Genomic DNA, 23,945 nt, shown 5'->3' with positions numbered 1-23,945 from the left:
ATTACCTATTGATCCTGTAGGAAATACAGGTAACATGATTGTCTCGCCGTACGAAGGAGCCGCCATGAGCCTGGAGTCGAGGGCGGAGAGCCCGCTGGCCACCGCGGTCGGGGCCGCGCGCTGGATCCGCTCGGCGGCCGTGGACGACGAGCGGGGACGGCACTGGCAGGCCAACCCCGACCCCCGGGGCCAGGCCGCGATGCCCGACCACCCCCTGTCGTTGTACTCGGGGGCGGCCGGGATCATCCTGTTCTTCCTGGAGCTCGCCGCCGCCACGGGTGAGGAGGGCTACCTGGACGACGCCGCGGCCGGGGCCCGCTATCTCGCCGCCACCTGGCGGGAGCAGGCCGATCTCTCCCTCCACCACGGTCTGGCCGGGGTGATGTTCGCCCTCGCCGAGGCCGGATGGGCCACCGGTGAACGGGGTTTCGAAGTCGAGGCGGGCGCGGTCGCCGACCGCATCGTGCGCAGTGCCCGCCCCATCGACGGCGGCCTGGGCTGGACCGGTGACCCCGCCCAGCGCGGCGACGGCGGGATCATCCTCGGCCTGCTGCACGCCGGGGGCATCCTGGGGGTGCCCGCCTACCAGGAGATCGCCGTCGAGGCCGGCGCCCGCATCGCCGCACTCGCCGTCCCCGGCCACCGCTTCGGCGAGGGCGCCTGCGCCGACCTGCCGCTGGACGCGGTCACCCCGGGGTTCCTGTCCGGCACGGCCGGCACCGCCTTCCTGCTCGCCCGCCTGTACGGCGTGACCGGCGAGACCCGCTTTCTCGACGGCTCTCGCAGGGGGGCCGACTTCGTCCGCGCGGTCAGCGCCGTGACCGAACGGTGCGCGCTGGTGCCGCACCACATCCCGCAGGGCCGCGACCTGCACTACCTGGGCTTCTGCTCCGGCTCAGCGGGGGTCGCCCGGACCTTCTACGAGCTGTACCGGGTGTCGGGTGACGCCGGAGACCTCGACTGGGTCGAGCGGCTGGCCAGGGGGATCGTCAGCAGCGGCGCCCCCGCCGGCCAGAGCGGTGGCCACTGGAACTCGGCTTGCCAGTGCTGCGGCACCGCCGGGCTGGTGGAGCTGTTCGTCGGGCTCTGGGCGGCGACCGGCCGCCCGCAGCACCTGGAGTTCGCCCGCACGCTGGGGGAGAACCTGACCGGCCTGGCAACCGGCCACGACGGCCGGGGCTCTCGCTGGTACCAGGCCTACCGGCGGCTGCGTCCCTGGGAGGTCACCGCCGACACCGGCTACATGGTCGGCGCCGCGGGCATCGGGGCCGCGCTCCTGCATCTGGACGCCACCGCGCGCCCGCAGGAGGCCCGGCGGCTCATCCTGCCGCCGGACAACCCGTTCCCCGCCATCCCGCTGCCGAGCGCGACGCTCCGCCGGTCCTGAAGAGCGTGGAAGGCGCGTCGCCGGTGAACCGGGCGATCATCGTGGGGGAGCACGGCGCGGGCCCGCGTACCTCCCCCCACCCTGTACGGTCGGCATCGAGGTCTTCGCGGGTCCCGGCATCACGGCCCCGTCCCCTGGCGCGCACGGCATCCGGACCATGTCACCCCCGCGCGCCCGATCGTGCCGGTCCGGCCGTGGAGGGACGGCGGCCGCCGCGCCTCCCACGCCGGAGGCCCGAGAACGACGCACCCTTTGGCCGTCAAGGGGTGACAAAACTCGTGACCATGATTGGTGATTCTCCGTGAGTGCCACCCAGGGCCTGCCTAATCTCGGTGTCGTGACGATCGAGGATTTCCTTCCCGACCCGGGCCGTTCCACAGTCGCGATCGAACCGGCCCGGCCGGGCGTGGGCCACTGGGCCGGTGCGCCGAGCGCCGTGGCGAGCGACGGGCTGATCTATCTCGCCTACCGGCTGCGCCGCCCCGTCGGCGAGGGTCGCGGCTACGCCGTCGCCGTCGCCCGCTCCACCGACGGCGAGCGGTTCGAGACCCTGCTCACCATCGACAGGCGGGAGATGGACACCGAGTCACTGGAGCGACCCACCCTGGTCCGCACACCGGAAGGGCGCTGGCGGCTCTACCTCAGCTGCGCCACCTACGACACCAAGCACTGGCGGGTCGAGGTGCTGGAGGCCGACGACCCGTCCGGGTTCCGCGCCTCGCAGCGGCAGGTGGTGCTACCCGGCGACCCGAAGACCGGCGTCAAGGACCCGGTGATCGTGCGGCGGGGCGGCGTGTGGCATCTGTGGGCCTCCTGCCACCCCCTGGCGGAGGACGACGAGGCCGACCAGATGGTGACCGACTACGCCACCAGCGCCGACGGCATCGAGTGGACCTGGCAGGGCACCGCGCTCAGCGGCCGGCCCGGAGACTGGGACGCCCGGGGGGCGCGGGTGGCGGCGGTCCGCTTCCTCGGGGAGCAGGTGGTGGCCTTCTACGACGGCAGGGCCACGGCGGCGGAGAACTACGAGGAGAAGACCGGTGTCGCGGTCGGCGCCGACCCGGCGGAGCTGACCCCGGTCGGCACCGGGCCGGCCGCCCTCTCGCCGCACGCGGGCGGGGGCCTGCGCTACCTGGACATCGTGGACCTGCCGGAGGGCGGGCGGCGGCTCTACTACGAGTACACCCGCGCTGACGGGGCGCACGAGCTCCGCACCGAGCTGCGCTGAGCACGGCCGCCGGCCTGCGCGAGGTCACGCCGATCACGCCCCGGCCGGGCACGGTGAGGTTCGAACGGTGAGGCCCACGAGCCCCGTACCGGGTGGTGCCGCCCGGTACGGGGCTCGGGCGCGCACCGGCGAATCGGGGACTCCCGGAAGGGAGAACACCGTCACGGCAACGGGGCGGCTCGCCGGCCTCGCGGCGGACACCGAGAGTCGGCGAACGGTCAAACCTGGGGGCGGCCGTTGCGGGCCTGGCGCTGGCCGTTGGGGCGGACGCCCACCAGGCCGCCGGAGCGTTCGCGGGGGCGGAGCCAGTCGCTGAAGTCCTCGCCGGTCACCCTCTGCAGCAGTGCCACGTCCTGGGTGAAGTGGGAGATCAGTTTCTCCCGCTGGTCCCAGGTCAGCGGCTGGCGGGAGCGGGCCCGCCGCTGCAGCGTGCGCTCCAGTGGATCGGTCAGCGCCACGCTCACCCGCGACGGCAGGAACCGTCCCACGGACGACCCCACGCGCAACGCCCGCGACAGCATCCGGTGTCCGCGGGTCGGCTCCGGATGGGCGGTCACGTTCTCCCGGGGGACCTCGGTGACGACGCCGGTCTCCACGCCGAGGAAGCGGCAGATCCGGTCCAGCGTGTCGGCGGGCCGGTCGACCAGGTCGCGGTAGCGGTAGACGAGCACCTGTTCGCGGGGGAACAGGGTGAACAGGTGTTCCAGCTGCCTGCCGTACCTGCCGAGCCCCAGGTAGTGCCAGAACGGCGCCCAGCCGGCCGCGACCCTTCGTTCCTCCTCGGCGCAGGCCTCCAGCACGTCGCCGATCGGCTCCAGTCCGGCCGACCACAGATGTGTCCAGTTGGAGTGGGCGCGCTCCACCGGGTCGCGCAGCACCACGATGAGCCTGGCGTCGGGGATGGTCCTCCTGATGCGCCGCTGGGCCGCCAGGTCGTAGAGGTAGAACGGCGTGGACTCGCCGGTGAGCGTTCCCGGCGGTGCCGCGTCGAACAGGGCTTCGTAGTCCTCGCGCCGCCAGACGTGCTCGCGGTAGGTCTGGACGTCGCCCGGGCCTCCCTTGGTGGGAGGGGGGCCGTCACTGAGGAAGAACTTCGGCTCCTTCACCGGGGACATGAACAGCTCCGGGTGCCGGGCCAGTGCGGCGTGCAGGGCGGTGGTCCCGGTTTTAGGAGCACCGATCGTGAGGAAATTCGGCAGGGGCATCGTTATTACCCTCAATTCCTACTATTATTATTGGTAAATATAACCCCTTTCCCGGTGAAGGCAAGCGTCCCACCGCGGGGTCGTCGTGCCCCAAAGGCCTGCCCCTTGGCGGGAGTTCCAGTCGCCGGCGCCTGACCCCCAGCTCATGGGGGGCGAGTCGCACTGTTTCGTTCAATGAACGCCAGGTGCTTCTCTGCTATTTCGACGTCGCGAGGGGGTTTTTGTTGCGTTGTAAATAAACGCGGCGTCCGTTCCGTATTCCGATCCTGATGCGGCCCGCCGGACTCCCGGGGGCGAGCGCGGCCCCGGGATCCTTTCCGCGGCGGCGATCGAGCATCGGGCCACCCGCCGCGAGGGCTTCGGCATCGGGACGCCTCCTAGGGCGGCCGGAAAGGCGTGCGCGAAGGAGCGAACCGGGAACCCCGCCGATACCCTTGCCGAATGCCCGACCCGTATCTGACTCCGCGGAACACGACAGAGCACGAGATCGACATAAGGCGCTCCCGTTTCCTGTGCGCCGTCGGTCAGGTCACCTCGGAGGAAGAGGCCAGGGAGTTCGTCGCCGACCGTAAACGGCTGTACGGTGACGCCACGCACAACTGCTCGGCCTACGTGATCGGTGGCGACCGCCGCATCCAGCGGGCCGACGACGACGGCGAGCCCGGTGGCACCGCGGGCACCCCGATGCTGGAGACCCTGCTGCGCAGGGGCGTCGCCGACGTGGTGGCGGTGGTCACCCGGTACTTCGGCGGGGTGAAGCTCGGTGCGGGAGGTCTGGTCCGCGCGTACGGCTCGTCGGTCGGCAAGACGCTGGATCTCACGCCGCTGGTCGAGATGGTGCCCGCCAGGGTCATGACCGTGACCGTGGACCACGTCCAGGCCGGGCGGCTGGAGAACGACCTGCGCATCTCGCCGTACGAGGTCAGGGAGGTCCGCTACGGCGCGGAGGTCGGCTTCCGCGTCGCGGTGCGCGAGCGTGACCTGGCCGGCTTTCCCGGCTGGGTCGCCACGCTGACCGCGGGCCGCGCCAGGATCGAGCAGGGCGAGACGGTCCATCTCAAAAACAGCTGAAATGGTGCCGGACCGTATAAGAGTAAAGATATTCAGACGTCCCCCGCGTGGGCTCAAACCATTTTTCGGCGGCGGTCAATGTGGGATAGGTCACAGTTGGGTGTGGCGAGACCCGCCGGAGGGCGGGTGCGCCCGCCCTTTCCCGGGCCGTGACGGCCGCTGCCCGCCGCACTCGCCTGGTCGGCCGACACCCACCCTGACGTGCGAGAACCCCGGAGATTTAGTGATCGCCGCGATGGGGTTCCAGGCACCTGTGGTTTTCCGCAGCCGAACCCTGTGGCGTGCACGAGGCGGGAACGGGCGCATTCCTCATCCACGCCCTACCCAACTCTCCGTAGCCTTGTCCCTATGAGTTCACCGAATCTCGACGGAGTCGCCGGATGGGCGATCAACCTTATGGAAACCCTGGGTGCGCCAGGGGCGGGGCTGGCGATCGCACTTGAGAACCTGTTCCCGCCGCTGCCCAGCGAGGTGATCCTGCCGCTGGCCGGGTTCACCGCGAGCAAGGGGAACATGGGGCTGTTCGACGCCGTGCTCTGGACGACCCTGGGATCGGTGATCGGCGCGCTGGCGCTGTACGGGGTCGGGGCCGTGCTGGGCCGCGAACGCGTGGTGTTCATCGCCTCCAAGCTGCCGCTGGTCAGCGTCTCCGACATTGAGAAGACCGAGGCGTGGTTCGCCAAGCACGGCAGGAAGACCGTCTTCTTCGGCCGGATGATCCCCATCTTCCGGAGCCTCATCTCGATCCCGGCGGGGGTCGAGCGGATGCCGATCCTCATCTTCACCCTGCTCACCACCCTGGGCAGCCTCATCTGGAACACGGCGTTCGTGATGGCGGGGTTCCTGCTGGGAGAGAACTGGTCGCTGGTCGAGGACTACATGGGGATCGTCTCGAAGGCCGTGCTGGGCATCGTGATCCTCGCCGTGCTGGTCTTCGTGGTCGTCAGGCTGTCCGACAGGCGCAAGGGAAAGCACCACGCCTGATCCGTGAAACCGCCGAACAGGGCCTGCCGGATGTCGGCAGGCCTCGCGCTCGGGGCCCTCTCGGCCGGGGCCGGACCGCACCGAACCGGCCGGGACATGGACGGGCATCGTGGCGGCGGCCGATCAGGAGCGCAGGCGCATCGAGCGCGACCTGCGCGACGGCGTGCAGCAGCGCCTGGTCTCGCCGGCCATGTTGATCGGGGCGCTCGTCCGAACTGCTCGATGAGCTTTTCCGTCAGGCCCACGATCAGGCTCAGCAGGTGCTGGGAGCCCTGAAGCCGCCGCCCCTGCCGCACGCTCCGACTCCGAGCGCCAAGCGCTCTCCGCGGCGGCCCCCGTCGCCGCGGAGGCCGCCGCCGAAATCAAGACGAGCAACCGCCGAACCCGGCCGCACGCCAAGGAACCCGAGCGCGCGGCCGACACCACGGTGGACACGGTTCACGTGAAGGCCCAAAGCTCGTTGTCGTCGACCAAGGTCGCGGCGTCGATACGCTTGAACTCATCTGATTCGTAGTACGTGAACGTCCTGCCCTCCGTAGTGCGCCACCACGACTCAAGCTTGGCTTTGAGTCGATGCTTCAGGTCCTCGTATGTTGTGTCGGCGGCGAGGTTGCGCTCCTCGTGGGGATCATGCTGAAGGTCGTACAACTCCTCGGCGGGTTCGTCGGGGCCGTAGTAGTAGACGTACTTGTAGGAACGAGTCACGATCATCCGGAACGGGTGCCACCCCCAGTAGGCGCCGTAGTGCTCCATGAAGACCTGCTCAGGACCTTCTGCCTGCCGGAGCACCACATCGGTGACCGAGCGGTTCGGCCAGTCGTCGGGTACTTCCACCCCGGCGAGTTCCATCAGAGTTCGGGGCAGGCTCACGTTCACTCCGAGGCTCGCCGTGCGGGCACCGCCCGCGACACCGGGCGCCTTGATGATCAGAGGAACACGGAAGAGTTCTTCGTACGGGAATGTGCCTTTCAGCCGCAAGCCGTGGCCGCCCATCATGTCGCCGTGATCTGATGTGAACGCGATAACCGAATCGTTCCAAAGACCGCGGCCCTCGAGTGCGTGGCGGACTCTGCCAAAGAGTTCGTCTACTTTGGTGATCATTGAGTAGTACTGCGTCATTTCAAGACGCAACTGTTGCCTGGTGACGCCTCCTCCGGGCGACTCTCTTCTTTTTCTCTGGAACTCGGGCCTGCCGGTCAGGTCGTCGGCAAAGGAGGGGGGAATCGGCATCTGTTCCGGGTCGAACGACCGGATGTATGGCTCGACGGACTCGAAGGGGGGATGCGGCTGATGGAGGGATATCACTAGGAAGAGCGGTTCCGTCGCGTCGTAGCTCGCCAGGAAGTTCGTGGCGTCGCGAGTGATCTCCTCGTCCACGACCGCCAGGGAACCTCCGCCACCGCGTTCGATCCCCTTCTCGTAGCCGAGCTTCTCAAGCGGGTACCCGAAGTGGCTCTTACCGAAGTAGGCGGTCCGGTAACCGTGTTCCTTGAGGACCTGCGCGATGGTGCGGTGCCGGGGGCCAAGGTGGCCGGTATGGCCACCGAAGCCATAGATCACCATCACGCCGGCCTCGTGGGGGTGGAGGCCTGTCTGCAGGGACATGCGAGACGGTGAACATTGTGGGTTCGAGCAGTAGAACCGGTCGAAGAAAACGCCTTCGTCGGCGAGCGCGTCGAGGTTGGGCGTCCGGGCCAGCGGATCGACACGGCCCTGTCTCATGTACTGCATCTGGTCGCAGATGAACAGCACGATGTGCTTGCCGGGTAAATCAGACATGCTCACGTCATGCTCCGATCCGATCGATGATGAGGGGAGAACAGCTATGGGCGGGCCTTTCGGGCGCGGTGAGGTGTCCGCCCTTGAGTGCGTGCTCGCTCCCGCTCGTCAGGGCGTGGTGTTGAGCAGCAGCCGACCACGGATGAGCTGTCCTGGCGTGGTGTGGACCTCCATGCCGTCGCAGGCCCGCCATCGAAGCCGGATGAGGATACCTCGGAATTTCACCGATGGAGTCGACCACGCCTCCTAGCGCCGTACACGCCCCGTAGCGCCGTTGAGTACCTCCCAGGTCGCGATCTCGTCGACGCTGACCGGCTTCTTCAGGACACCGAGCTGTTGGTACTCGCTGAGCGCGCTCTCCCAGAGCGCCTTGTCCATCCACCCCCATCCGTGCTGCTGGGTCTGGGGTCCGTACAGGAAGCCGGGAAGAAGGGTCTTGATCTCCTCAAGCTCGTGCTTCTTCTGAAGCCCGGGAGCGGTCTCGGCCACCATGTCGACCGCCTGCTGTGGGTTGTCGATCGCGTAGGCCCATCCCTTGGAGACCGCTTCGAGGAAGGCGACCAGTTCGTCTCGGCGGTTGGTGAGGGTTTCCTCCGTGGCGATGTAGTAGTTGGACTGGATGCGCACGCCGTTGTCCCACAGGGTCTGGTGGTTGAGGCCCTTCTCCTTGGCGGGGGCCAGTTGCTGGAGGTTGAGCACCCAGGCGGCGAAGAGGTCTACCTGCCCCGTGATGAGCGGGGTCGTGTCCGCGCCGACCTTGACCAGTTCGACGTCCGACAGGTCCAGGCCGTTCTTGCGGAGCAGCGCGGAGAGCAGGGGCTCTCCACCGACCTGCACCCCGATCTTCTTGCCCTTGTACTGACTCACGCTGGTGATGCCGCTGCTCTTCAGGGAGAAGTAGGCCAGCGGCGCCTTCTGCATCGCGGCGCCGAAACAGCGGACGGGGATGTCTTGACTGCGCGCCAACATCAGCGCGGGCGCGTAGGTGATTCCGACCAGGGAGTTTCCCCCCGCCACCAGCGGGATCGGATTGGCGTTCGGGCCACCTGGCCGGGTGGCCACCGTCAGCCCGACCTCCTTGAAGTACCCGAGTTTGTCGGCCGCGATCTCGCCGGCCGACTGGACGTTGGCGAGCCAGGCGAGCTGCAGGGAGAGATTCTTCGTGCCGGGCACGGTGGTGTTCCGTGTGACCGCGTCGCGACGGTCCTGCCCGCAACCCGCGAGCAGAGTGGCTGAGCTTAGTCCGGCGACGCCTGCGAGCGCTGTCTTGAGCATGGAGCGCCGGGAGAGATCATTGTTCGGCATGGGTGTCCTCTGGGGGTGTTCTCAAGAAAGGAGAGGCCGTACGGAGAATGCACCGAAAGCCGAGATGTGAGCTCGACGTGTCGGCGGCCTGGGGGCTGCGAGCTGCCGGTCGGTAGCGTCGGCAGTAGTCGGGGGCGCACAGGTGCGAGCCGCCCTTGGTGACGAAGCGTGGAATACGGGCTTGTGGCATCGTGGGATCCCACGCGTCGTCCGGAACTCGCGGGGGGCCGCAGCAGGGTGACGGGGCCTTCGCTGACCGGCGGGTGGCGGTCCACCAGCTGGTGGTCCACTCCCACACGTTTCCCGTCATGTCGTGGAGGCCGTACCGGTTGGCCGGGTAGGAGCCGACGGGGGAGGTCCCCACCCAGCCGTCCGCGGCGAGGTTCTCCCAGGGGAACCGGCCCTGCCAGGTGTTCGCCCGATACTTCCCGCCGGGGGTGAACTCGTCGCCCCACTCGTAGCGCGCCTGGTGCAGACCTCCGCGCGCGGCGTGCTCCCACTCGTCCTCGCCGGCGAGCTCGGCTCCTCGCCAGCGCGCGTAGGCGCGGGCGTCCTCGATCGTGACGTGGACCACCGGATGGTCCTCCACACCGGCGATGTCACTGCCCGGCCCTGAGGGGTGATACCAGGTGACGCCCGGTACGACCTGCCACCACTGCGAGGCGTCGTTCAGGTCGACTGGATGGTCACCGGGAGTGAACAGCAGAGAGGAGGGGGCTCGCAGGTCAGGAGGCAGGTCGCGGTACACGCTCGCGTCCAGCGGACGTTCCGCGTCGGTGACATGACCTGTCGCCTCGACGAACTCGGCGAACCGCCGGTTCGTCACCGGGCAGGGGTCCATCCAGAAGCCGGCCACGAGCACCTCGCGCGCGGGGGCTTCCTCCGGATACGCGGTGTCACACCCCACGATGGTTCTGCCGCCGGGAATCCAGACCATTCCCTCGGCGGCAGCGGGCCCGGTCATGTGGGACGCTCCTCAAGCAGTCTGAGGTCCAGTCGCAGCAGACGCCCCAGCACCCCAGCACTGAGTACCGGCGAGGCGCTGTCACGCCCAACGGCCAGGCCGAGGAACGAGACGTTGTCGAGCGTCAGGGGGATACGTCCCTCGCCGACGGTCACATCGTCGATGAGCAGCCGGACGCTGCCGCCCCGCTCCCGCGCGGGGCGAAACGAGATCTCCACTCGCGCCGGGACGGTGGGAACGGGCATCCCGGCACTGACACGGGTGCGGTGGCCGAGCGCGTTGTACTCGTAGACCAAGATCCCGTCGATGATGCCGAGCCCGTGCCCGGTGAGCGCGCTGCCCTGGGCGAACACCGTCCCGTCGCCCTCCCCGGCCAGCAGGTCCGCCCGGCAGCTCCAGGCACGCCTCGCCAGGTTGGGGGCGAGGCCGAAGGGAACGTAGGTCGGCGGGTACAGGGTCCACCGGGTGCGCCGGTAGGCGGGGGCGACGTGGCCGCCGTTGAGCATGTCGCGCATGGGACGGTCGTCCAGCGGGAGGATGCCGTTGGCCTCGGCCTCCCGCCACCAGAGCGCGGCCAGTTGCTCGACGAGACGAGGCTGCCGGGCGGCGAGGTCGTGGTGTTCCGAGACGTCGGTATGGAGGTCGTACAGGCGCCACCGGTCCTGGGCGTAGTCCTCACCCGTAACGTGCTCGGCGACGATCTTCCATCGCTCGTGCACCAGCGCCCGGTGACCGAACATCTCGAATGCCTGGGTTCGGCGGCCTGCGGGGACGTCCGGGTTGTCGAGCGCGGGGGCGACGCTCCGCCCGTCCATCGGACGTTGCGGCACACCGGCGATCGACCTCGGCGGGTCGATGCCGACGACGTCGAGGATCGTCGGGGTGATGTCGATGGCGTGCACGAACTGCGTCCGCACCGCCCCGGCGTCTCCGATCCTGTGGGGATAGCGGACCAGCAGCGGCGTGTTGACACCACCGCCGTCCACGTACTGCTTGTAACGCCGGAAGGGGGTGTTGCTCGCCATGGCCCAGCCTGCCGGGTAGTGCGGGGCGGTCGTCCTGCCTCCGGCCGCCTCAAGGAAGCGCTCCGACTCGGACAGCTCCTCCGACAGGCCGTTGTACGGGGCGAGCACCTGCATGGCGCCGCTCCCGCCCTCGTGACTGGCACCGTTGTCGCTCAACAGCACGATCATCGTGTCGTCGAGAACACCGCATCCGCCCAGTGCGTCGAGCAGCCGCCCGATCTGTGTGTCGGTGTGCTCGAGGAAGGCCGCGTAGGTCGCCTGCAGCCGGGTGGCGACGCGGCGCTGCCGGTCGTCGAGGTCGTGCCAGGCCGGTATGTCCTGGGGCCGCTCTGACAGCTCCGTCCCCTGTGGAACGATCCCAAGCTCGATCTGCCGCTGGAGGCGTTCCAGGCGAATCCGGTCCCAGCCGTGCGCGAAGACCTCGTCGTACTTCTCCACCAGGTGCACCGGCACCTGAAACGGCGCGTGGGTCGCGCCGAAGGCCAGATAGAGGAAGAATGGCCGGTCGGCAGCCAGTGAGGTCTGTTCGCGTACGAAGAGTACGGCTTCGTCGGTCAGGTCTTCGGACAGGTGGTAGTCGTCGCCGAAGTCCCGGCGTATCCGTGTGTTGTCCCGGACGAGCTCCGGCGTGTAGTGGTCGGTCACCCCGCCCATGAAGCCGTAGAAACGCTGGAATCCCCGGCCCAACGGCCAGTTGTGGAAGGGGCCGGCGTGCGAGGTCTCCGTCAGCGGCGCGAGGTGCCACTTGCCGACCGCCATGGTCGCGTAACCGTTCGTGTCAAGGATCTGGGCGAGCGTGCCGCAGGTGGCGGAGATCTGGCCACGGCAGTTGGGAAAACCGGTGTCCACCTCGGACAGGAACCGCATACCGACGTTGTGTGAATTCCGGCCGGTGAGGAGGGCCGCCCGGGTCGGGGAGCACAGTGGCGTGGTGTGGAAGTTCCTGAAGCGCAGGCCGTCGGAGGCGAGCCGGTCGATGTTGGGCGTCCTGATCTCCGATCCGTAACAGCCGAGGTCCGCGAATCCGGTGTCGTCGAGGACGATCACCACGATGTTGGGCCGGTTCGAGTGGCTGGGGGTCTCGGGCCACCACGGCGTGGACTCGGTGACGGAGGTGCCGATGACGCCGCGGAACTCTTCCTCGAAGGTCATCGCGCCGGCTCCTGCTCCCAGCGCACGATCAGCTTCTCGGCGACGGCGACGAGCCCGAAGGCGATTATCGCGAGTATCGAGACGACCAACATCGTCGCGTACAGCAGTGTCGTGTTGAAGTCGAACGTCGACTGGATGATCAGGTAGCCGAGCCCCCTGTCCGCGCCGATCCACTCACCCACCACGGCGCCGAGCACGCAGTTCCCTGTTGCGATCTTCAGTGCGGAGAAGATGAAGGGAAGGGCGCTGAACACCCTCACCCGCAGGAACGTCTCCCACGGCCGCGCCGAGAGGATCGCCATGAGCTCCAGCATTTTGGGATCGACGTTCTTGAAGCCGACGATCGCGTTGACCAGCGTCGGAAAGAACGAGATCAACGCCGCGATCACAATCTTGGGTGTGGCGTCGTTGCCGAAGATGATGATGAGGATCGGCGCGATGGCGATGATCGGGACCGTGCGCAGGCCGACCACGATGGGAAAGGTGAGTCGTTCGAGGAACGGGCTCATCACGAAGACGACGGCCAGCGCGATGGCCGCGGCGTTTCCGATCGCGAAGCCCAGGAAGGCCTCCTGCGCGGTCTGACCGGTGTTGGAGTAGATGAGTTCCCAGTTGTCGACAAAAGCGGTAAAGACCTTCGAGGGGGCCGGCACCAGGTAGACGGGCACGGCAAAGGCCCGAACCACGGCTTCCCACAGCGCGACAAACAGGACGAAGCCCATGGCCGGTACGAGAGTCCGCGCGATCGGTGACCGCTTCTTCGACCTCCTTTTTTCCTGGAGGCGGCCGTGCTCACGAGTGCCCGCCTGGACGGTCACAGTTCCTCCTCGGTGAGCAGGCGCCGCAACTGGGCGACGATGCCGGTGAACTGGGGGCTGTCTCGCAAGGACAACTCGCGGGGGTACGGCAGAGGCACCTCCACCGTCGCCCTGACGCGACCCGGTCTGGAGGACATGAGGATCACGCGCTGCCCGAGGAACACGGCCTCCGGGATCGAGTGCGTGACGAAGACGATCGTCGTCTTGCTGGCCTGCCAGATGTCCAGAAGCTGGACATTCAGCCGGTCGCGGGTCAGCTCGTCCAGGGCGCCGAACGGCTCGTCCATCAGGAGAATGTCGGGCTTGGTCACCAGCGCCCGCGCGATGGCGACCCGCTGCCGCATTCCTCCCGAGAGCTGGGACGGGTAGGCCTGAGCGAAGGAGGTGAGCCCGACCACGGCGAGAGCCTCGTCCGGCGACATGCCGAGCTTGCCGCGCACGCGCGACGGCCCGACCTGGGTCGGTAGGAGCACGTTGTCGATGACCCGCCGCCAGGGCAGCAGGGTGGCGTCCTGGAACACGAAGCCAACGCGCCGGTGCGCTCGGGCGGTGCCTGGGCTGTCGCCCAGGACGTTCAGCTCTCCCTCCTCGGGACGCAGCAGGTCGGCGATGAGGCGGAGTGTGGTGGACTTGCCGCAGCCGGAAGGGCCGAGTACCGATAGGAACCCGCCGTGCCCGACCCCGAAACTCACGTCGTCAAGAGCGACGATCCTGTCACCGCCGACGGTGAAGGAGACGGTGACCCGGTCAAGGGCGAGTGCCTCGCGGCTACCGGTGTTAGGTAATGTGTCTGATTTTTCACGCTCGGTCGATCTGTTCATCGCCGCTCAACTCCTATCCGGCCGGCATGTCCGACGCCTCCGATGAGCGGTGGCGCCAAGTTGCCGCTGATAAGGCCATCAGGATAGGTTGGACCTTCTACCTCGTCAATATTCATTCCGGCAGAATCGGTGCTGTCGAATGGGCGGTAGTGGTGTGACCGGAAGCAAGGAAGGGTGGGCCTGATGCCATCACAACCTGCGACGCGATCAGTGCAGCGCACTCAGCGGAGCGCCCTCGTGCGGGAACTGCTCGAACGGTTCCCCGCCGACTCCAAGCTGCCCCCCGAGGTGACCCTCGCCTCCGAGCTCGGGGTTTCACGCAACACGCTCCGCGAGGCGTTGGAGGAGTTACGTGTCCGTGGGCTCGTGGTTCGCCGGTGGGGCATAGGCACCTTCATGGCGAAGCGGCCCGAGCAGATCGAGTACACGCTCTCGGACCTGGTGTCCGTCGAGACGCTGCTCACCGCCGCCGGACGTGTGTGCCGCATCGTCGAGCAGCCCCACGGGAAGGTGCCGGCGGACGACGATGTCGCCACCGCCCTGCATGTCCCGCGAAAAAGCGAGGTCTGGAAGACCGACCGGCTCTACTTCGCCGACGAGATCCCCGTGGTGTGGGTCCACGAGTTCCTGCCCACCTTGCTCGACGGAGTCTCCATCGACCCCCGGGGGGTGGGCGATGACATCCAGGCGTACTTCGCGCAGCAACTCGGTATACCCCTGAGTCATGCCGACGCCTACCTGGAGCCACTGGTGCCGGACGAGAGGACTTCCGAGTTGTTGGACGTCGATTCCTCGACGCTGGTGGTCCGCACCTGGCAGACGATCTATACGGTCAGGGGGCACACCGCGGTGTACGCCGTGGCGACGTTCCGGCCCGACATCCTCCACATCAAGTTCCAGCGTCGCCCCCCTGTCCTGTAGCGCCTGTAGCGCCAGGTGGGCGGGCTGCTGCATGTCGCCGGCCACAGCCGCCGTGTTCTGGCCGTGCTGCGCTATCTCGGCCTCCGACGCCGGATCCCGGCCGGTCGAAGATCGAGGATACGGCGGCCGCCCCGGTACACCCGCCGCTCAGAGCCGGAGCTCGTCCTCCTGGGCCGAGGTGAGGTCGCTGGGCCAGAGCCGGTAGACGTTGAGGCGCGTCTCGTAGTACTTGTCCGTCTCGCCGACCCACTGCATGCCGATGCGCCTGGCCGTGCCGGCGCCGCGCTCGTTGTTCACCCGCACGACCGCGACGAGTTCGTGGGCACCGATGGAGAAGGCCCATCCGGCCAGGGCGCGGCCGGCCTCGGTGGCGTAGCCGTGCCCCCAGAAGTCGGGGGCGAGCTGCCAGCCGATCTCGATGTCCTCCTCGTCGGGCGGCAGGTACCTCAGGGAGAGGCCACCGATGATCCGCTGGTCGGAGTTGCGGACGATCGCCCAGCGGCCGAGCGGGGGTGTCAGGGTTTCACGGTTGCGTTCCCACGCCTCCAGCGTGGCCCGCATGGCCCCCTCACCGTCGAGCTGGTTCATCGCCGGAGACAGCCACCGGGTGACCTCCGGTGTGCCGTAGATGGCCAGAGCGTCGCGGGCGTCCTCGGGACTCCAGTCGCGTACCGTGAGGCGGTCGGTGGTCAGTAACGCCATGGTCTTCCTCTCCCCGGCGAGCGAGCCGGCCGTGCGGCGACGAGAGAACAGCGAGTAGCAGAAAGTGTTGTTTTCTTGCCGGAAATGTCCGATGTGTTGCCCTTGTGAGGGTACGCCCATCTGGCTGCCGTCGACCAGCCGGGTGGGAATTACCCGTTCAGGGGTGATCGCCCTGGTCAGCCCTCCAAGGCGTACTGCATCACCCGGAGCTTGGCCTGGGCCTCGGCGAGCTCGGACGCGGGATCGGAGTCGCCCATGATGCCGCACCCGGCGAACAGCCTGGCCCGGGGGCCCTCGATCTGGGCGCAACGCAGCGCGATCCCCCACTCGCCGTCCCCCCGCGCGTCGATCCAACCGACCGGACCGGCGTATCCGGCGCGGTCCATGCCCTCAAGCTCGCGGATGACGCCGAGCGCGGCCCCGGTCGGGGTGCCGCCGACGGCGGCGGTCGGGTGCATGGCCGCCACCACGTCCAGGACCGAGATCCCCGCCGACAGCCGCCCGGTCACCGGGCTGGCCAGATGCTGGACGTTGGGGAGCACCAGGAGTTCGGGCTCCTCGGGGATCTTCAGTTCGGCGCAGAGCGGGTCGAGCGCCTCCCGTACCGACGCGACCGCGCAGGCATGCTCGTAGCGGTCCTTCTCCGAGGAGAACAGGGCGGCGCCGCGTGCCATGTCGTCCGCCCGGTCGCTGCCCCGCGCGATCGTGCCGGCCAGCACCAGGGACTCGACGGTCTCCCCGGTACGCCGGACCAGCAGCTCGGGGGTGGCGCCGACCAGCCCGGCGCAGGAGAAGGTGTAGCACTCCGGGTAGCGGCCCGACAGGCGGGCCAGCAGCAGGCGGACGTCGATCGCCCGCTCGGCGACGGCGGTCAGGTCGCGGGCGAGCACCGTCTTCTCCAACCGGCCCGACCTGATCCGCCGGACGGCGCGGGCCACGGCGTGCTCCCACTCCGGCGCGCTCAGGCTGCCGTCGCCGTACCGGATCCTGCCGGGGTCGCGGAGCGGGGTGACGGCGTCGAGCCGCTGCTCACCGACGGTGGTCAGCCAGGCGCGGCCGTCGCGGCGGGCGAGGACGGTCCGGGGGACGAGAAGGACCGACCCGCGTGACTCCGGGTCGAAGGTGAACGAGCCGAAGGCGACGGGGCCCGAACCGGGGGTCGTCACGTCGTCGGCGACATCCGCCTCGCCGAAGAGGTCCGACAGCCGGTCACGAGCCCAGTCGAAACGCCGGGGGCCGGGCGGCACCTCCAGACGCAGGGCCTCGCCCCAGGCCACGAGGCCCTCTCCGCGCCTGACCCAGGCATAGGGCGCGGTCTCCGGCAGTCGTGCGAACAGGTCACCGGGGTCGTCGACGGAGGTGGTTCGCACCACGAGAGGACGGGTTGATCCGAGCGCTACACTCACCTCCGCCACTCTATGCCGGAAACTGAACATGTTCGACGGCGGTTCCCCCGTCAGCACGGCCGCCACGCGGTGTCAAGAAAACCAAGGCACTCGGTCAACGGAACCTGCCGTCCTGGCCTGCGGTGATACATCCGAAGCAGACGCGATCTCTCAGCGGAGGTGTCATGCTTCGCAGGACTGTGACAGCACTCACAGGGCTGGCCGCCCTGACGGTCGCCCAAGCCGTTCCGGCCGGGGCGACAGCGGTGGGGCAACCCTGGCGGCCGGTGGTCATGGCGGCGCTCGGAGACTCCATCAGCGCGGGGTTCAACGCCTGCGGGTGGTACGTCACCTGCGCCTCGCGTTCCTGGTCGACCGGCGAGCACCGCGATGTCAGGAGCCACTACCTGAGGCTACGCGCCCTGGACGTGGCACTCGCCGGGCACAATGTGAACCTCGCCGTCCCCGGCTCCACCAGCGCCGACCTGGCCGGGCAGGTGACGCAGGCGGTCGGCCACCGCGCCGACTACGTGACGCTCCTGATCGGCGCCCAGGACGTCTGCGTGTCCGAGGAGCGGCTGATGACCCCCGTGGCCGTCTACGAGAGCCGGGTGGCCGGGGCGCTGGCCCTGCTGCGGGCGGGCAGGCCCGACGCCCGGGTGTTCGTGGCGAGCATCCCCGACATCAGCCGGCTCTGGCAGACCGGTAGGAACAACCTGGTGGCACGCGGGTTCTGGGAGGTGGGCCGGATCTGTCCCACCATGCTGGCGCGCCCCACCTCGACGTCGGCGGCCGACCAGGCCCGCCGCGACCGGGTGCGCGACCGGGTGATCGGTTTCAACGCCGCACTCGCCAGGGTCTGCGCGGCGTACGGCCCGAACTGCCGGTTCGACGGCAACGAGGTGTTCAGGCAGGCGTTCACGCTGAGCCACATCAGCAAGTGGGACTTCTTCCACCCCAACGCCGCGGGTCAGCGGCTGATCGCGGAGAAGACCTACGGCGCGATGCGCGACTGGCTCGCGGAAGAGGAACCGGTGCCCGTCCTCGCCCCCTGAACCGGCGGCCCGGACCGGCCGGTCCTCAGAGCCAGCCGTTGTGCCGGGCGGTGCGGGCGGCCTCGATGCGGTTACGGGTGCCGGTCTTGCCGATCGCGGCGGACAGGTAGTTGCGGACGGTGCTCTCCGACAGGTGCAGCCGCCGAGAGATGTCGGCGATCGTCGCGCCGTCCGCCCCCGCGGCCAGTACGTCCCGCTCGCGATCGGTCAGCGGGCTGGCGCCGGCGCTCAGCGCGGCGGCGGCCAGCGCGGGATCGATCACCTTCTCGCCCGCCAGGACCCGGCGGATCGCCGCGGCGAGATCCTCGACGGGGCCGTCCTTGACGAGGAATCCGGCGGCGCCCGCCTCCATCGCCCGGCGCAGGTAGCCGGGCCTGCCGAAGGTGGTCAGGATCAGCACCCGGCAGCCGGGCAGCCGGTCCCGGAGGCCGGCCGCGGCTTCCAGGCCGCTGATCCCCGGCATCTCGACGTCCAGCAGGGCGATGTCGGGACGTGTGTCCAGCGCGGCGGCCACGACCTCGTCGCCCCCGGCGACCGTGGCGACGACCTCGATGTCGTCCTCCAGGCCGAGAAGCAGGGCCAGCGCGCTGCGCATCATGCCCTGGTCCTCGGCCAGCAGCACCCTGATCATGAAAGCGTTCCTCCTCGGCGGAAAACCAGCGATCTCGAAAGGCTCCTCCCCGGCGGAAGAGCGCCGATCACGGGAGCGTCACCCTCAGCACGAAGCCGTCGCCTCCGCCGGCCTCCAGCGTTCCGCCGAGCGCGACGACCCGCTCGGTCAGGCCGCGCAGGCCGTTGCCCAGGGCCCCCGGGCCGGCCCCCCGGCCGTCGTCGCGGATCTCCAGCACCGTGCCCTCCAGAGTGATCTCGCAGGTGCGGGCGGCGCTGTGGCGGACGACATTGGTCACACCCTCCCGCACGGCCCAGCCCAGCAGGGCGTCCGCCTCCGGCGCGGGGCGGTCCTCGGAGACGGTGACCGTGGCGGCGATGCCCGCGTCGGCCAGCACCGTGCGCGCCGAGGCCAGCTCGGCGGCCAGCCCGCGCCCCCGGTAACCGCTGACCGCGGCCCGCACCTCGGTCAGCGCCTTCCGGCCGACCGCCTCGATGTCGGCCGCCTGCCGAGCCGCCGCCTCCGCGTCGCGGGGGGCCAGCCGCCGTACGGCCTCCGCCTTGACCACCATCACCGACAGGGTGTGCCCGAGCAGGTCGTGCAGGTCGCGGGAGAACCGCAGCCGCTCCTCGGCCACCGCGACCCGGGCCAGCTCCTCACGGGTCTCCTGGAGCTCGGTGATCACGGAGAAGAGCTTCAGGACGACGCTGACCACCAGGCCGCCGGTGGCCGTTCCCCAGGTGGCCAGGGAGATACTCGCCCAGCCGGCTCCCGAATGCCACATCACCGCGGTCAGTGCGAGAGTCAGGACGGTCAGGAGGAGGTAGACGGACCTGCCGCGCAGCACGACCCCGCAGGCGATCGTCATCAGCGGTGCGAGGTAGAACCAGTTCTGCGCCGGCCCCGTCAGCAGCAGGAAGATCACCACCAGCAGCCCGGCCAGGGCCACGGCCGCCGCTCGTCGCCGGCCACGGAAGGACAGCCGGATGCAGAGCACGTACAGGACGGCGAAGCCGACGACGCCCAGCGCGGCCGGCAGCGCCGGCCGCACGTGTCCTTCCACGAGGTCGCTGATCGGGGGGTAGGCGATCAGCAGCCACGGATAGAAGGCGAGCTCCCCGGGCCCCTGCCTTCTCAACCTCCCCGACCACTTCCGTCCGGCCGTTCCCGGCCGTTCCGGTCTCGCCCTCTTCGGCCCCTGCGGCCCCTCCCGCCCGGTGACCCCCGGTCCCTCCGGCTTCCCGCTCATCCGGCCACTCCTATCACGCGGCCCGCGCGATTCACACCACGCGCCCGGCCCGGCGGTAGCCGTACACCGCCAGGACGCCGAAGGCGACCAGCCAGCCGGTCAGGATCAGTGCCACGCCGGCCCCGGGCGCCTGACCGAAGGCGATCTTCCGCGCCAGGTCGGCGTAGGCGAAACTCGGCGTCCACTCCGCGAGCGCCTTCAGCCAGGAGGGGAAGGTCTCGGCGGGCAGCCACAGACCTCCGACGATAGCCAGCGCCAGGTTGGCCGCGATGTTGAGCACGGCGGCGGTCTGGCCGCTGAACCGGTAGCCGATGGCCAGGCCGAGCAGGGTGAAGGGCAGGGAACCCGCCCAGAGCAGCAGCACGATCGAGGCCCACTGCCAGATCTCCAGCCGTACCCCGTTGAGCAGCGCCGCCGACAGGCACACCCCGGCGATCGCGGGCAGTACCACGAGCATCCCGGTGCCCGCCTTGCCGGCGATCACCTGTACCGGCGCCAGGGGAGTGATGCGCAGCTGCCGCAGCCAGCCCGCGGTCCTGTCCTCGGCGATGCCGGCGCCGTTGTTGAAGGCCGAGCCGATCGCGCCGAAGGCGGCCATGCTGACCATCACGTGCAGGACGGCCCAGCCGTGGTCGTCACCCGCCACGCCGAGGTTGGTGAAGAGCAGGTACATCACCACGGGCATGGTGAAACCCATGATCACGTATCCCGGGTCGCGGCGGGCTCTGGCGATCTCCAGGCGGATGTAGCCGAGCATCAGGCGTCCGCTCCCGTCAGTGCGATGAAGGCGTCCTCGAGCGCGGCGGGGACCACCTCAAGGTCTCGTACGGCTCCCGCCTCGGCCAGCGCCAGCACGGTGGCGTCGGCGTCGCGGGTGCGCAGGTGAGCGCGCTCCCCACGGCTCTCGACGGAGGTGACCCCGGGAAGGAGTTCCAGCCAGGCCGTCTCCGGGGCGGAGACGGTGACGCTGACCGTGGTCAGCGAGACCAGGCGCTTGATCTCCCGGCTGGTGCCGTCGGCCACGATCCGGCCTCTGTCGATCACCACCACCCGGTCGGCGTACTCGTCGGCCTCCTCCAGGTAGTGGGTGGAGAACAGCACGGTCCTGCCGCGCGCGGCGAAGGCACGCATGCTCTCCCAGAACTCCCGCCTGGCCCGGACGTCCAGCGCCGCGGTCGGCTCGTCCAGCAGGATCAGCTCCGGGTCCCCGGCCAGCGCCAGCGCGAAGCGGAGGCGCTGCGCCTGGCCGCCGGAGAGCCGCTCCACCCTGCGGCCGGCCAGCTCCTCCAGCCCCGCGACGGCCATCACCTCCCGTAGCGGGAGCGGCGCCCGGTAGGTCCCGGAGACGAAGCCGAGCAGCTCACCGACCGTGGTCCGGGAGACCAGGCCGCCCTCCTGAGGCATCGCCGCCAGCCGTCCGCTCCGGATCGCGGTCTCCGGGGCGCCCCCGAACACGCGTACCGTCCCGGAGTCGGCGGCCAGCAGCCCGAGCAGCAACCGGATACCGGTCGACTTGCCCGCGCCGTTGGGACCGAGCAGGGCGACGGTCTGTCCGGCGGGGATGTCGAGGCTGAGGTCGTCCACGGCGCGTACCGCCCCGAAACGTTTGGTCACGTTATTGAGTGACACCGCGTTATTCGTCATGCGAAAGACGTTACGGAGGGCGCAGGATCCCAGGTAGATCCATCGATCCAGGACTGCCCGGGACAAATGTCACCCCTCGGTGCTCGCGGAGTTCCCGGCCCGTCACCGGAATCACAGCGTGGAGGCCCCGGTGGACCCTGTGGTGGGGGCATCGGGCGGGGCAGGCCGGCCGCTCTCAGCCTCGCCTGCCCTTTCCCGTTCCCCCCGCCCGGTCGGGCTTTCGTCTCAGACCGCCAGCGCGGCGAGCGCGGCCGCGGTCTCCTCCGGCCTGGAGAACATCGGCCAGTGGCCGGTGGGCACCGCCGCGAAGCTCCACTCGGGTCCGGCGAGCGCCGCGAAGGCCGGGTGACCGGCGTCGATCATGGCGTGCACCTGCTCCAGCGGGAACGAGCACGCGATGAGCGTCTTGGGCAGCGCGTCCGCGCCGCCCTTGAGCACCAGGGGCCGGGTCATCGTCCCGTACGGCTGGGGGGTCGCGCGGGAGGTGAACCATTCGCGCTCGGCCTCGCCCAGCCCCTCCAGGCTGGCCCCGGCCTGCTCCTGCTCCTCCCAGGAGATGAGCGGGTAACCCACCCCGTCGCCCCGCTCGGCGACCCGCTTCTCGATGAACGCCCGCCACTCGGGCTCGTTGATGTCCAACTGGGTCATGCCGTCGGCCAGCGGACCGCCGTCGAGGTAGACGATCCGGGCGACGCGCTCGGGAATCCGGTCGGCCGCGCCGGTGACCGGCGCGCCGGCCCCGCTGTGGGCGACGAGGATCACCTCGCTCAGGTCCGCGAAGACGACGGTGTTCACGATGTCCTGGATGTGGGTCTCCAGATCGACCCCGGGGCCCGCCAGATGCGCTCTGTCGCCGAGCCCGGTGAGCGTGACCGGGTGGACCTCGTGCCCGGCCTCGCGCAGCGGCCGGGTTACCTTCTCCCAGGCCCACGCGCCCAGCCAGAAACCGGGAACCAGCAGGTAAGTGCTCATATCTCAGCTCTCCTTCGTTCGCCTGGTCTCACCCTAGGATCGAACCCGGACAGTATCGGTCCTGATTTTTGAGGAGATCTCGAATGACCGCCGCGAGGGTCCTCGCGCTGCTGGAGCTGCTGCAGGCCGCTCCCGGCCTGACCGGTCCCGATCTCGCCGCCAGGCTGGAGGTGGACGAGCGCACGGTGCGCCGCTACGTGGTGCGGCTGTCGGAGCTCGGCGTGCCGGTCTCGGCCGAGCGGGGCCGCCACGGCGGCTACCGGCTGCTGCCCGGCTACAAGCTGCCGCCGCTGATGCTCACCGACGACGAGGCCACCGCGGTGGTGCTGGGGCTGCTGGCCGGGCGGCGGACCGGGCTGGCGGTGGGGGAGACGGCCACCGAGAGCGCCCTGGCCAAGATCCAGCGGGTGCTCCCGGGGCCGCTGCGCGAGCGCGTCGACGCGATCTCGGAGACGCTGGGCCACACCGGCGCCGCGACGCGGGCACCCGCCCCGAGGGCGGGCCCGCTGCTCGCCCTCGCCGACGCCGCCCGCCGCCGGGTCACCGTCCGGCTGGCCTACCGCTCCTGGCGTGGCGACGCCTCGACGCGCGACCTGGACCCGTACGGCATCGTCTTCCACTCCGGCCGCTGGTACGTCGCGGGACTCGACCACGGCAGCGGGGAGATCAGGACCTTCCGGGTGGACCGGGTGGCGGGCGCCGAGCGCACCGAGCGGAGATTCCCGGGCCCGGACGACTTCGACCCGGTCGCGCACGTGGTCGGATCGCTGTCGGCGGTGCCCTACCGCCACGAGGTCAGGGTGCTGCTGGAGGCCACGCTGGAGGAGGCCGCGGCCCGGATTCCCGCCGCCACGGCGACCCTGGCCGAGACCTCAGCCGGGGTGCTGCTGACCACCAGGGCCGAGCGGCTGGACGGGATGGCCCAGATGCTCGCCGGCCTCGGCTGGCCGTTCACCGTCGTCGCCCCCGCCGAACTGCGCGACGAGGTCAGAGCCCTCGCCGCCCGCCTCCTCGCCTCCGCCGACACCACCCCGCCCTGACCGGGGCTCCTGCGGATCGAACCGGCCGGGTGGAGCCGAGGATTCCGTGCCGCATATCTATATATCGAGTTTGACTTATATAAGTTGAAACTGAAATACTCGTCGTCGGCCACGCCCGGGCGAGGCGCACCGGCCCGCCGGGACCGCCGGCGAGCCGACCGCCCTGGCGGCCGAGAACATCCGTACTTCCACCTACCCTGACGGGAGTTCATCCGATGTCACAAAAAATAACCACTTTCCTGATGTTCGAAGGAGCGGCGGAGGAAGCGATGACGTTCTACACGTCGCTGTTCGACGACGCGGAGATCCTCGCCATCGCCCGCTATGGTCCCGAGGGGCCTGGCGCGGAGGGCAGCGTGCAGCACGCCACGTTCACGCTGGCGGGCCAGGAGTACATGGCCATCGACAGCAACGTGCAGCACGCCTTCACCTTCACCCCCTCGGTCTCGCTGTACGTGCAGTGCGAGTCGGAGGCGGAGATCGAGCGCCTGTACGCGGCGCTGCTGGAGAACGGCGAGCCACTGATGCCGCTCGGCTCCTACGGCTTCAGCAAGCTCTTCGGCTGGACCAACGACCGCTTCGGCGTCTCCTGGCAGCTGAACCTCGCCTGATTCCTCCCCGGCCCGCC

23 protein-coding genes are annotated in these 23,945 nt (G+C 69.5%); 9 read left to right on the top strand and 14 right to left on the bottom strand.

From position 1 onward, the window contains the following. Positions 1 to 64: 64 nt before the first annotated feature. Together AB0K21_RS30170 and AB0K21_RS30165 are read left to right on the top strand one after the other, a co-directional pair. Complete coding sequence (locus AB0K21_RS30170; protein WP_364155079.1) at positions 65 to 1,387, top strand: lanthionine synthetase LanC family protein; 1,323 nt, start codon at positions 65 to 67, stop codon at positions 1,385 to 1,387. A 337-nt stretch (positions 1,388 to 1,724) separates the two neighbouring features. Next, complete coding sequence (locus AB0K21_RS30165) at positions 1,725 to 2,615, top strand: hypothetical protein (RefSeq protein ID WP_343980515.1); 891 nt, start codon at positions 1,725 to 1,727, stop codon at positions 2,613 to 2,615. A 218-nt stretch (positions 2,616 to 2,833) separates the two neighbouring features. Here the strand turns inward: AB0K21_RS30165 and AB0K21_RS30160 are convergent, their stop codons facing one another. Then, positions 2,834 to 3,820, bottom strand: a complete 987-nt coding sequence (locus tag AB0K21_RS30160) for a sulfotransferase (RefSeq protein WP_343980518.1) — start codon at positions 3,818 to 3,820, stop codon at positions 2,834 to 2,836. Between the two features lie 441 nt (positions 3,821 to 4,261). Here AB0K21_RS30160 and AB0K21_RS30155 point away from each other — a divergent pair, with 441 nt between their 5' ends. From AB0K21_RS30155 to AB0K21_RS30145, 3 genes are all read left to right on the top strand, one after another. Next, complete coding sequence (locus tag AB0K21_RS30155; protein WP_364155076.1) at positions 4,262 to 4,891, top strand: YigZ family protein; 630 nt, start codon at positions 4,262 to 4,264, stop codon at positions 4,889 to 4,891. 348 nt (positions 4,892 to 5,239) lie between these two features. Then, the gene (locus AB0K21_RS30150) at positions 5,240 to 5,875 is read left to right on the top strand and encodes a DedA family protein (protein WP_343980524.1); all 636 of its coding nucleotides are present in this window, start codon (positions 5,240 to 5,242) and stop codon (positions 5,873 to 5,875) included. Positions 5,876 to 5,984: 109 nt separating this feature from the next. Further along, positions 5,985 to 6,101: a histidine kinase gene (locus AB0K21_RS30145; protein WP_343980527.1), complete on the top strand. Its 117-nt coding sequence runs from the start codon at positions 5,985 to 5,987 to the stop codon at positions 6,099 to 6,101. A gap of 212 nt (positions 6,102 to 6,313) precedes the next feature. Here the strand turns inward: AB0K21_RS30145 and AB0K21_RS30140 are convergent, their stop codons facing one another. The 6 genes from AB0K21_RS30140 to AB0K21_RS30115 all read right to left on the bottom strand — a co-directional run bounded on the left by AB0K21_RS30140 (position 6,314) and on the right by AB0K21_RS30115 (position 13,739). Further along, positions 6,314 to 7,654 carry a sulfatase-like hydrolase/transferase gene (locus tag AB0K21_RS30140; RefSeq protein ID WP_343980530.1) on the bottom strand — a complete coding sequence of 447 codons (1,341 nt, stop codon included), beginning with the start codon at positions 7,652 to 7,654 and terminating at the stop codon, positions 6,314 to 6,316. Positions 7,655 to 7,900: 246 nt separating this feature from the next. Continuing rightward, a complete protein-coding gene (locus AB0K21_RS30135) occupies positions 7,901 to 8,827 on the bottom strand; it encodes an ABC transporter substrate-binding protein (RefSeq protein WP_343980533.1) in 927 nt (308 codons plus the stop codon). A 118-nt stretch (positions 8,828 to 8,945) separates the two neighbouring features. Further along, a complete protein-coding gene (locus tag AB0K21_RS30130; protein WP_343980536.1) occupies positions 8,946 to 9,923 on the bottom strand; it encodes a formylglycine-generating enzyme family protein in 978 nt (325 codons plus the stop codon). Beyond that, positions 9,920 to 12,100: an arylsulfatase gene (locus AB0K21_RS30125; protein ID WP_343980539.1), complete on the bottom strand. Its 2,181-nt coding sequence runs from the start codon at positions 12,098 to 12,100 to the stop codon at positions 9,920 to 9,922. The genes AB0K21_RS30130 and AB0K21_RS30125 overlap by 4 nt, the downstream gene beginning before the upstream one ends. Continuing rightward, the gene (locus AB0K21_RS30120; RefSeq protein ID WP_343980542.1) at positions 12,097 to 12,822 is read right to left on the bottom strand and encodes an ABC transporter permease; all 726 of its coding nucleotides are present in this window, start codon (positions 12,820 to 12,822) and stop codon (positions 12,097 to 12,099) included. The genes AB0K21_RS30125 and AB0K21_RS30120 overlap by 4 nt, the downstream gene beginning before the upstream one ends. Before the next feature lie 92 nt (positions 12,823 to 12,914). Further along, on the bottom strand, positions 12,915 to 13,739 hold the full coding sequence (locus AB0K21_RS30115) for an ABC transporter ATP-binding protein (RefSeq protein ID WP_343980545.1): 825 nt from the start codon (positions 13,737 to 13,739) through the stop codon (positions 12,915 to 12,917). Positions 13,740 to 13,922: 183 nt separating this feature from the next. On the opposite strand from AB0K21_RS30115, the gene AB0K21_RS30110 reads away from it, so the two are divergent. Continuing rightward, on the top strand, positions 13,923 to 14,660 hold the full coding sequence (locus AB0K21_RS30110) for a GntR family transcriptional regulator (protein ID WP_343980548.1): 738 nt from the start codon (positions 13,923 to 13,925) through the stop codon (positions 14,658 to 14,660). A 147-nt stretch (positions 14,661 to 14,807) separates the two neighbouring features. Here AB0K21_RS30110 and AB0K21_RS30105 read toward each other — a convergent pair whose 3' ends face one another. Beyond that, on the bottom strand, positions 14,808 to 15,362 hold the full coding sequence (locus AB0K21_RS30105) for a GNAT family N-acetyltransferase (protein ID WP_343980551.1): 555 nt from the start codon (positions 15,360 to 15,362) through the stop codon (positions 14,808 to 14,810). Between the two features lie 176 nt (positions 15,363 to 15,538). Beyond that, a complete protein-coding gene (locus tag AB0K21_RS30100) occupies positions 15,539 to 16,768 on the bottom strand; it encodes an isochorismate synthase (protein WP_343980554.1) in 1,230 nt (409 codons plus the stop codon). Between the two features lie 179 nt (positions 16,769 to 16,947). On the opposite strand from AB0K21_RS30100, the gene AB0K21_RS30095 reads away from it, so the two are divergent. Then, positions 16,948 to 17,802 (top strand): GDSL-type esterase/lipase family protein, encoded by an 855-nt coding sequence (locus AB0K21_RS30095; protein ID WP_343980556.1) that lies wholly within the window; start codon positions 16,948 to 16,950, stop codon positions 17,800 to 17,802. A 25-nt stretch (positions 17,803 to 17,827) separates the two neighbouring features. On the opposite strand, the gene AB0K21_RS30090 is transcribed toward AB0K21_RS30095, so the two are convergent. From AB0K21_RS30090 to AB0K21_RS30070, 5 genes are all read right to left on the bottom strand, one after another. Further along, a complete protein-coding gene (locus AB0K21_RS30090; RefSeq protein WP_343980559.1) occupies positions 17,828 to 18,433 on the bottom strand; it encodes a response regulator transcription factor in 606 nt (201 codons plus the stop codon). A gap of 67 nt (positions 18,434 to 18,500) precedes the next feature. Then, positions 18,501 to 19,661: a histidine kinase gene (locus AB0K21_RS30085; RefSeq protein ID WP_364155070.1), complete on the bottom strand. Its 1,161-nt coding sequence runs from the start codon at positions 19,659 to 19,661 to the stop codon at positions 18,501 to 18,503. Positions 19,662 to 19,692: 31 nt separating this feature from the next. Then, positions 19,693 to 20,418: an ABC transporter permease gene (locus AB0K21_RS30080; RefSeq protein ID WP_343980566.1), complete on the bottom strand. Its 726-nt coding sequence runs from the start codon at positions 20,416 to 20,418 to the stop codon at positions 19,693 to 19,695. Continuing rightward, positions 20,418 to 21,305, bottom strand: a complete 888-nt coding sequence (locus tag AB0K21_RS30075) for an ABC transporter ATP-binding protein (protein ID WP_364155068.1) — start codon at positions 21,303 to 21,305, stop codon at positions 20,418 to 20,420. Before AB0K21_RS30075 ends, AB0K21_RS30080 begins: the two co-directional genes overlap by 1 nt. Before the next feature lie 225 nt (positions 21,306 to 21,530). Next, entirely contained in the window at positions 21,531 to 22,277 is a 747-nt protein-coding gene (locus tag AB0K21_RS30070) for an alpha/beta hydrolase (RefSeq protein ID WP_343980572.1), read from the bottom strand. Positions 22,278 to 22,360: 83 nt separating this feature from the next. Between AB0K21_RS30070 and AB0K21_RS30065 the strand changes: the two genes are divergently transcribed. Together AB0K21_RS30065 and AB0K21_RS30060 are read left to right on the top strand one after the other, a co-directional pair. Further along, positions 22,361 to 23,317 (top strand): YafY family protein, encoded by a 957-nt coding sequence (locus AB0K21_RS30065; protein ID WP_364155065.1) that lies wholly within the window; start codon positions 22,361 to 22,363, stop codon positions 23,315 to 23,317. Positions 23,318 to 23,532: 215 nt separating this feature from the next. After that, positions 23,533 to 23,928: a VOC family protein gene (locus tag AB0K21_RS30060; protein ID WP_343980579.1), complete on the top strand. Its 396-nt coding sequence runs from the start codon at positions 23,533 to 23,535 to the stop codon at positions 23,926 to 23,928. The last annotated feature ends 17 nt before the right edge of the window (positions 23,929 to 23,945 follow it).

This window comes from Streptosporangium sp. NPDC049248 (genome assembly GCF_040678965.1).
In the GTDB taxonomy this organism is placed as follows: domain Bacteria; phylum Actinomycetota; class Actinomycetes; order Streptosporangiales; family Streptosporangiaceae; genus Streptosporangium; species Streptosporangium fukuiense.
The sequence above is the reverse complement of the archived record's forward strand: the minus strand, read 5'-3'. Positions and strand labels throughout refer to the sequence as shown.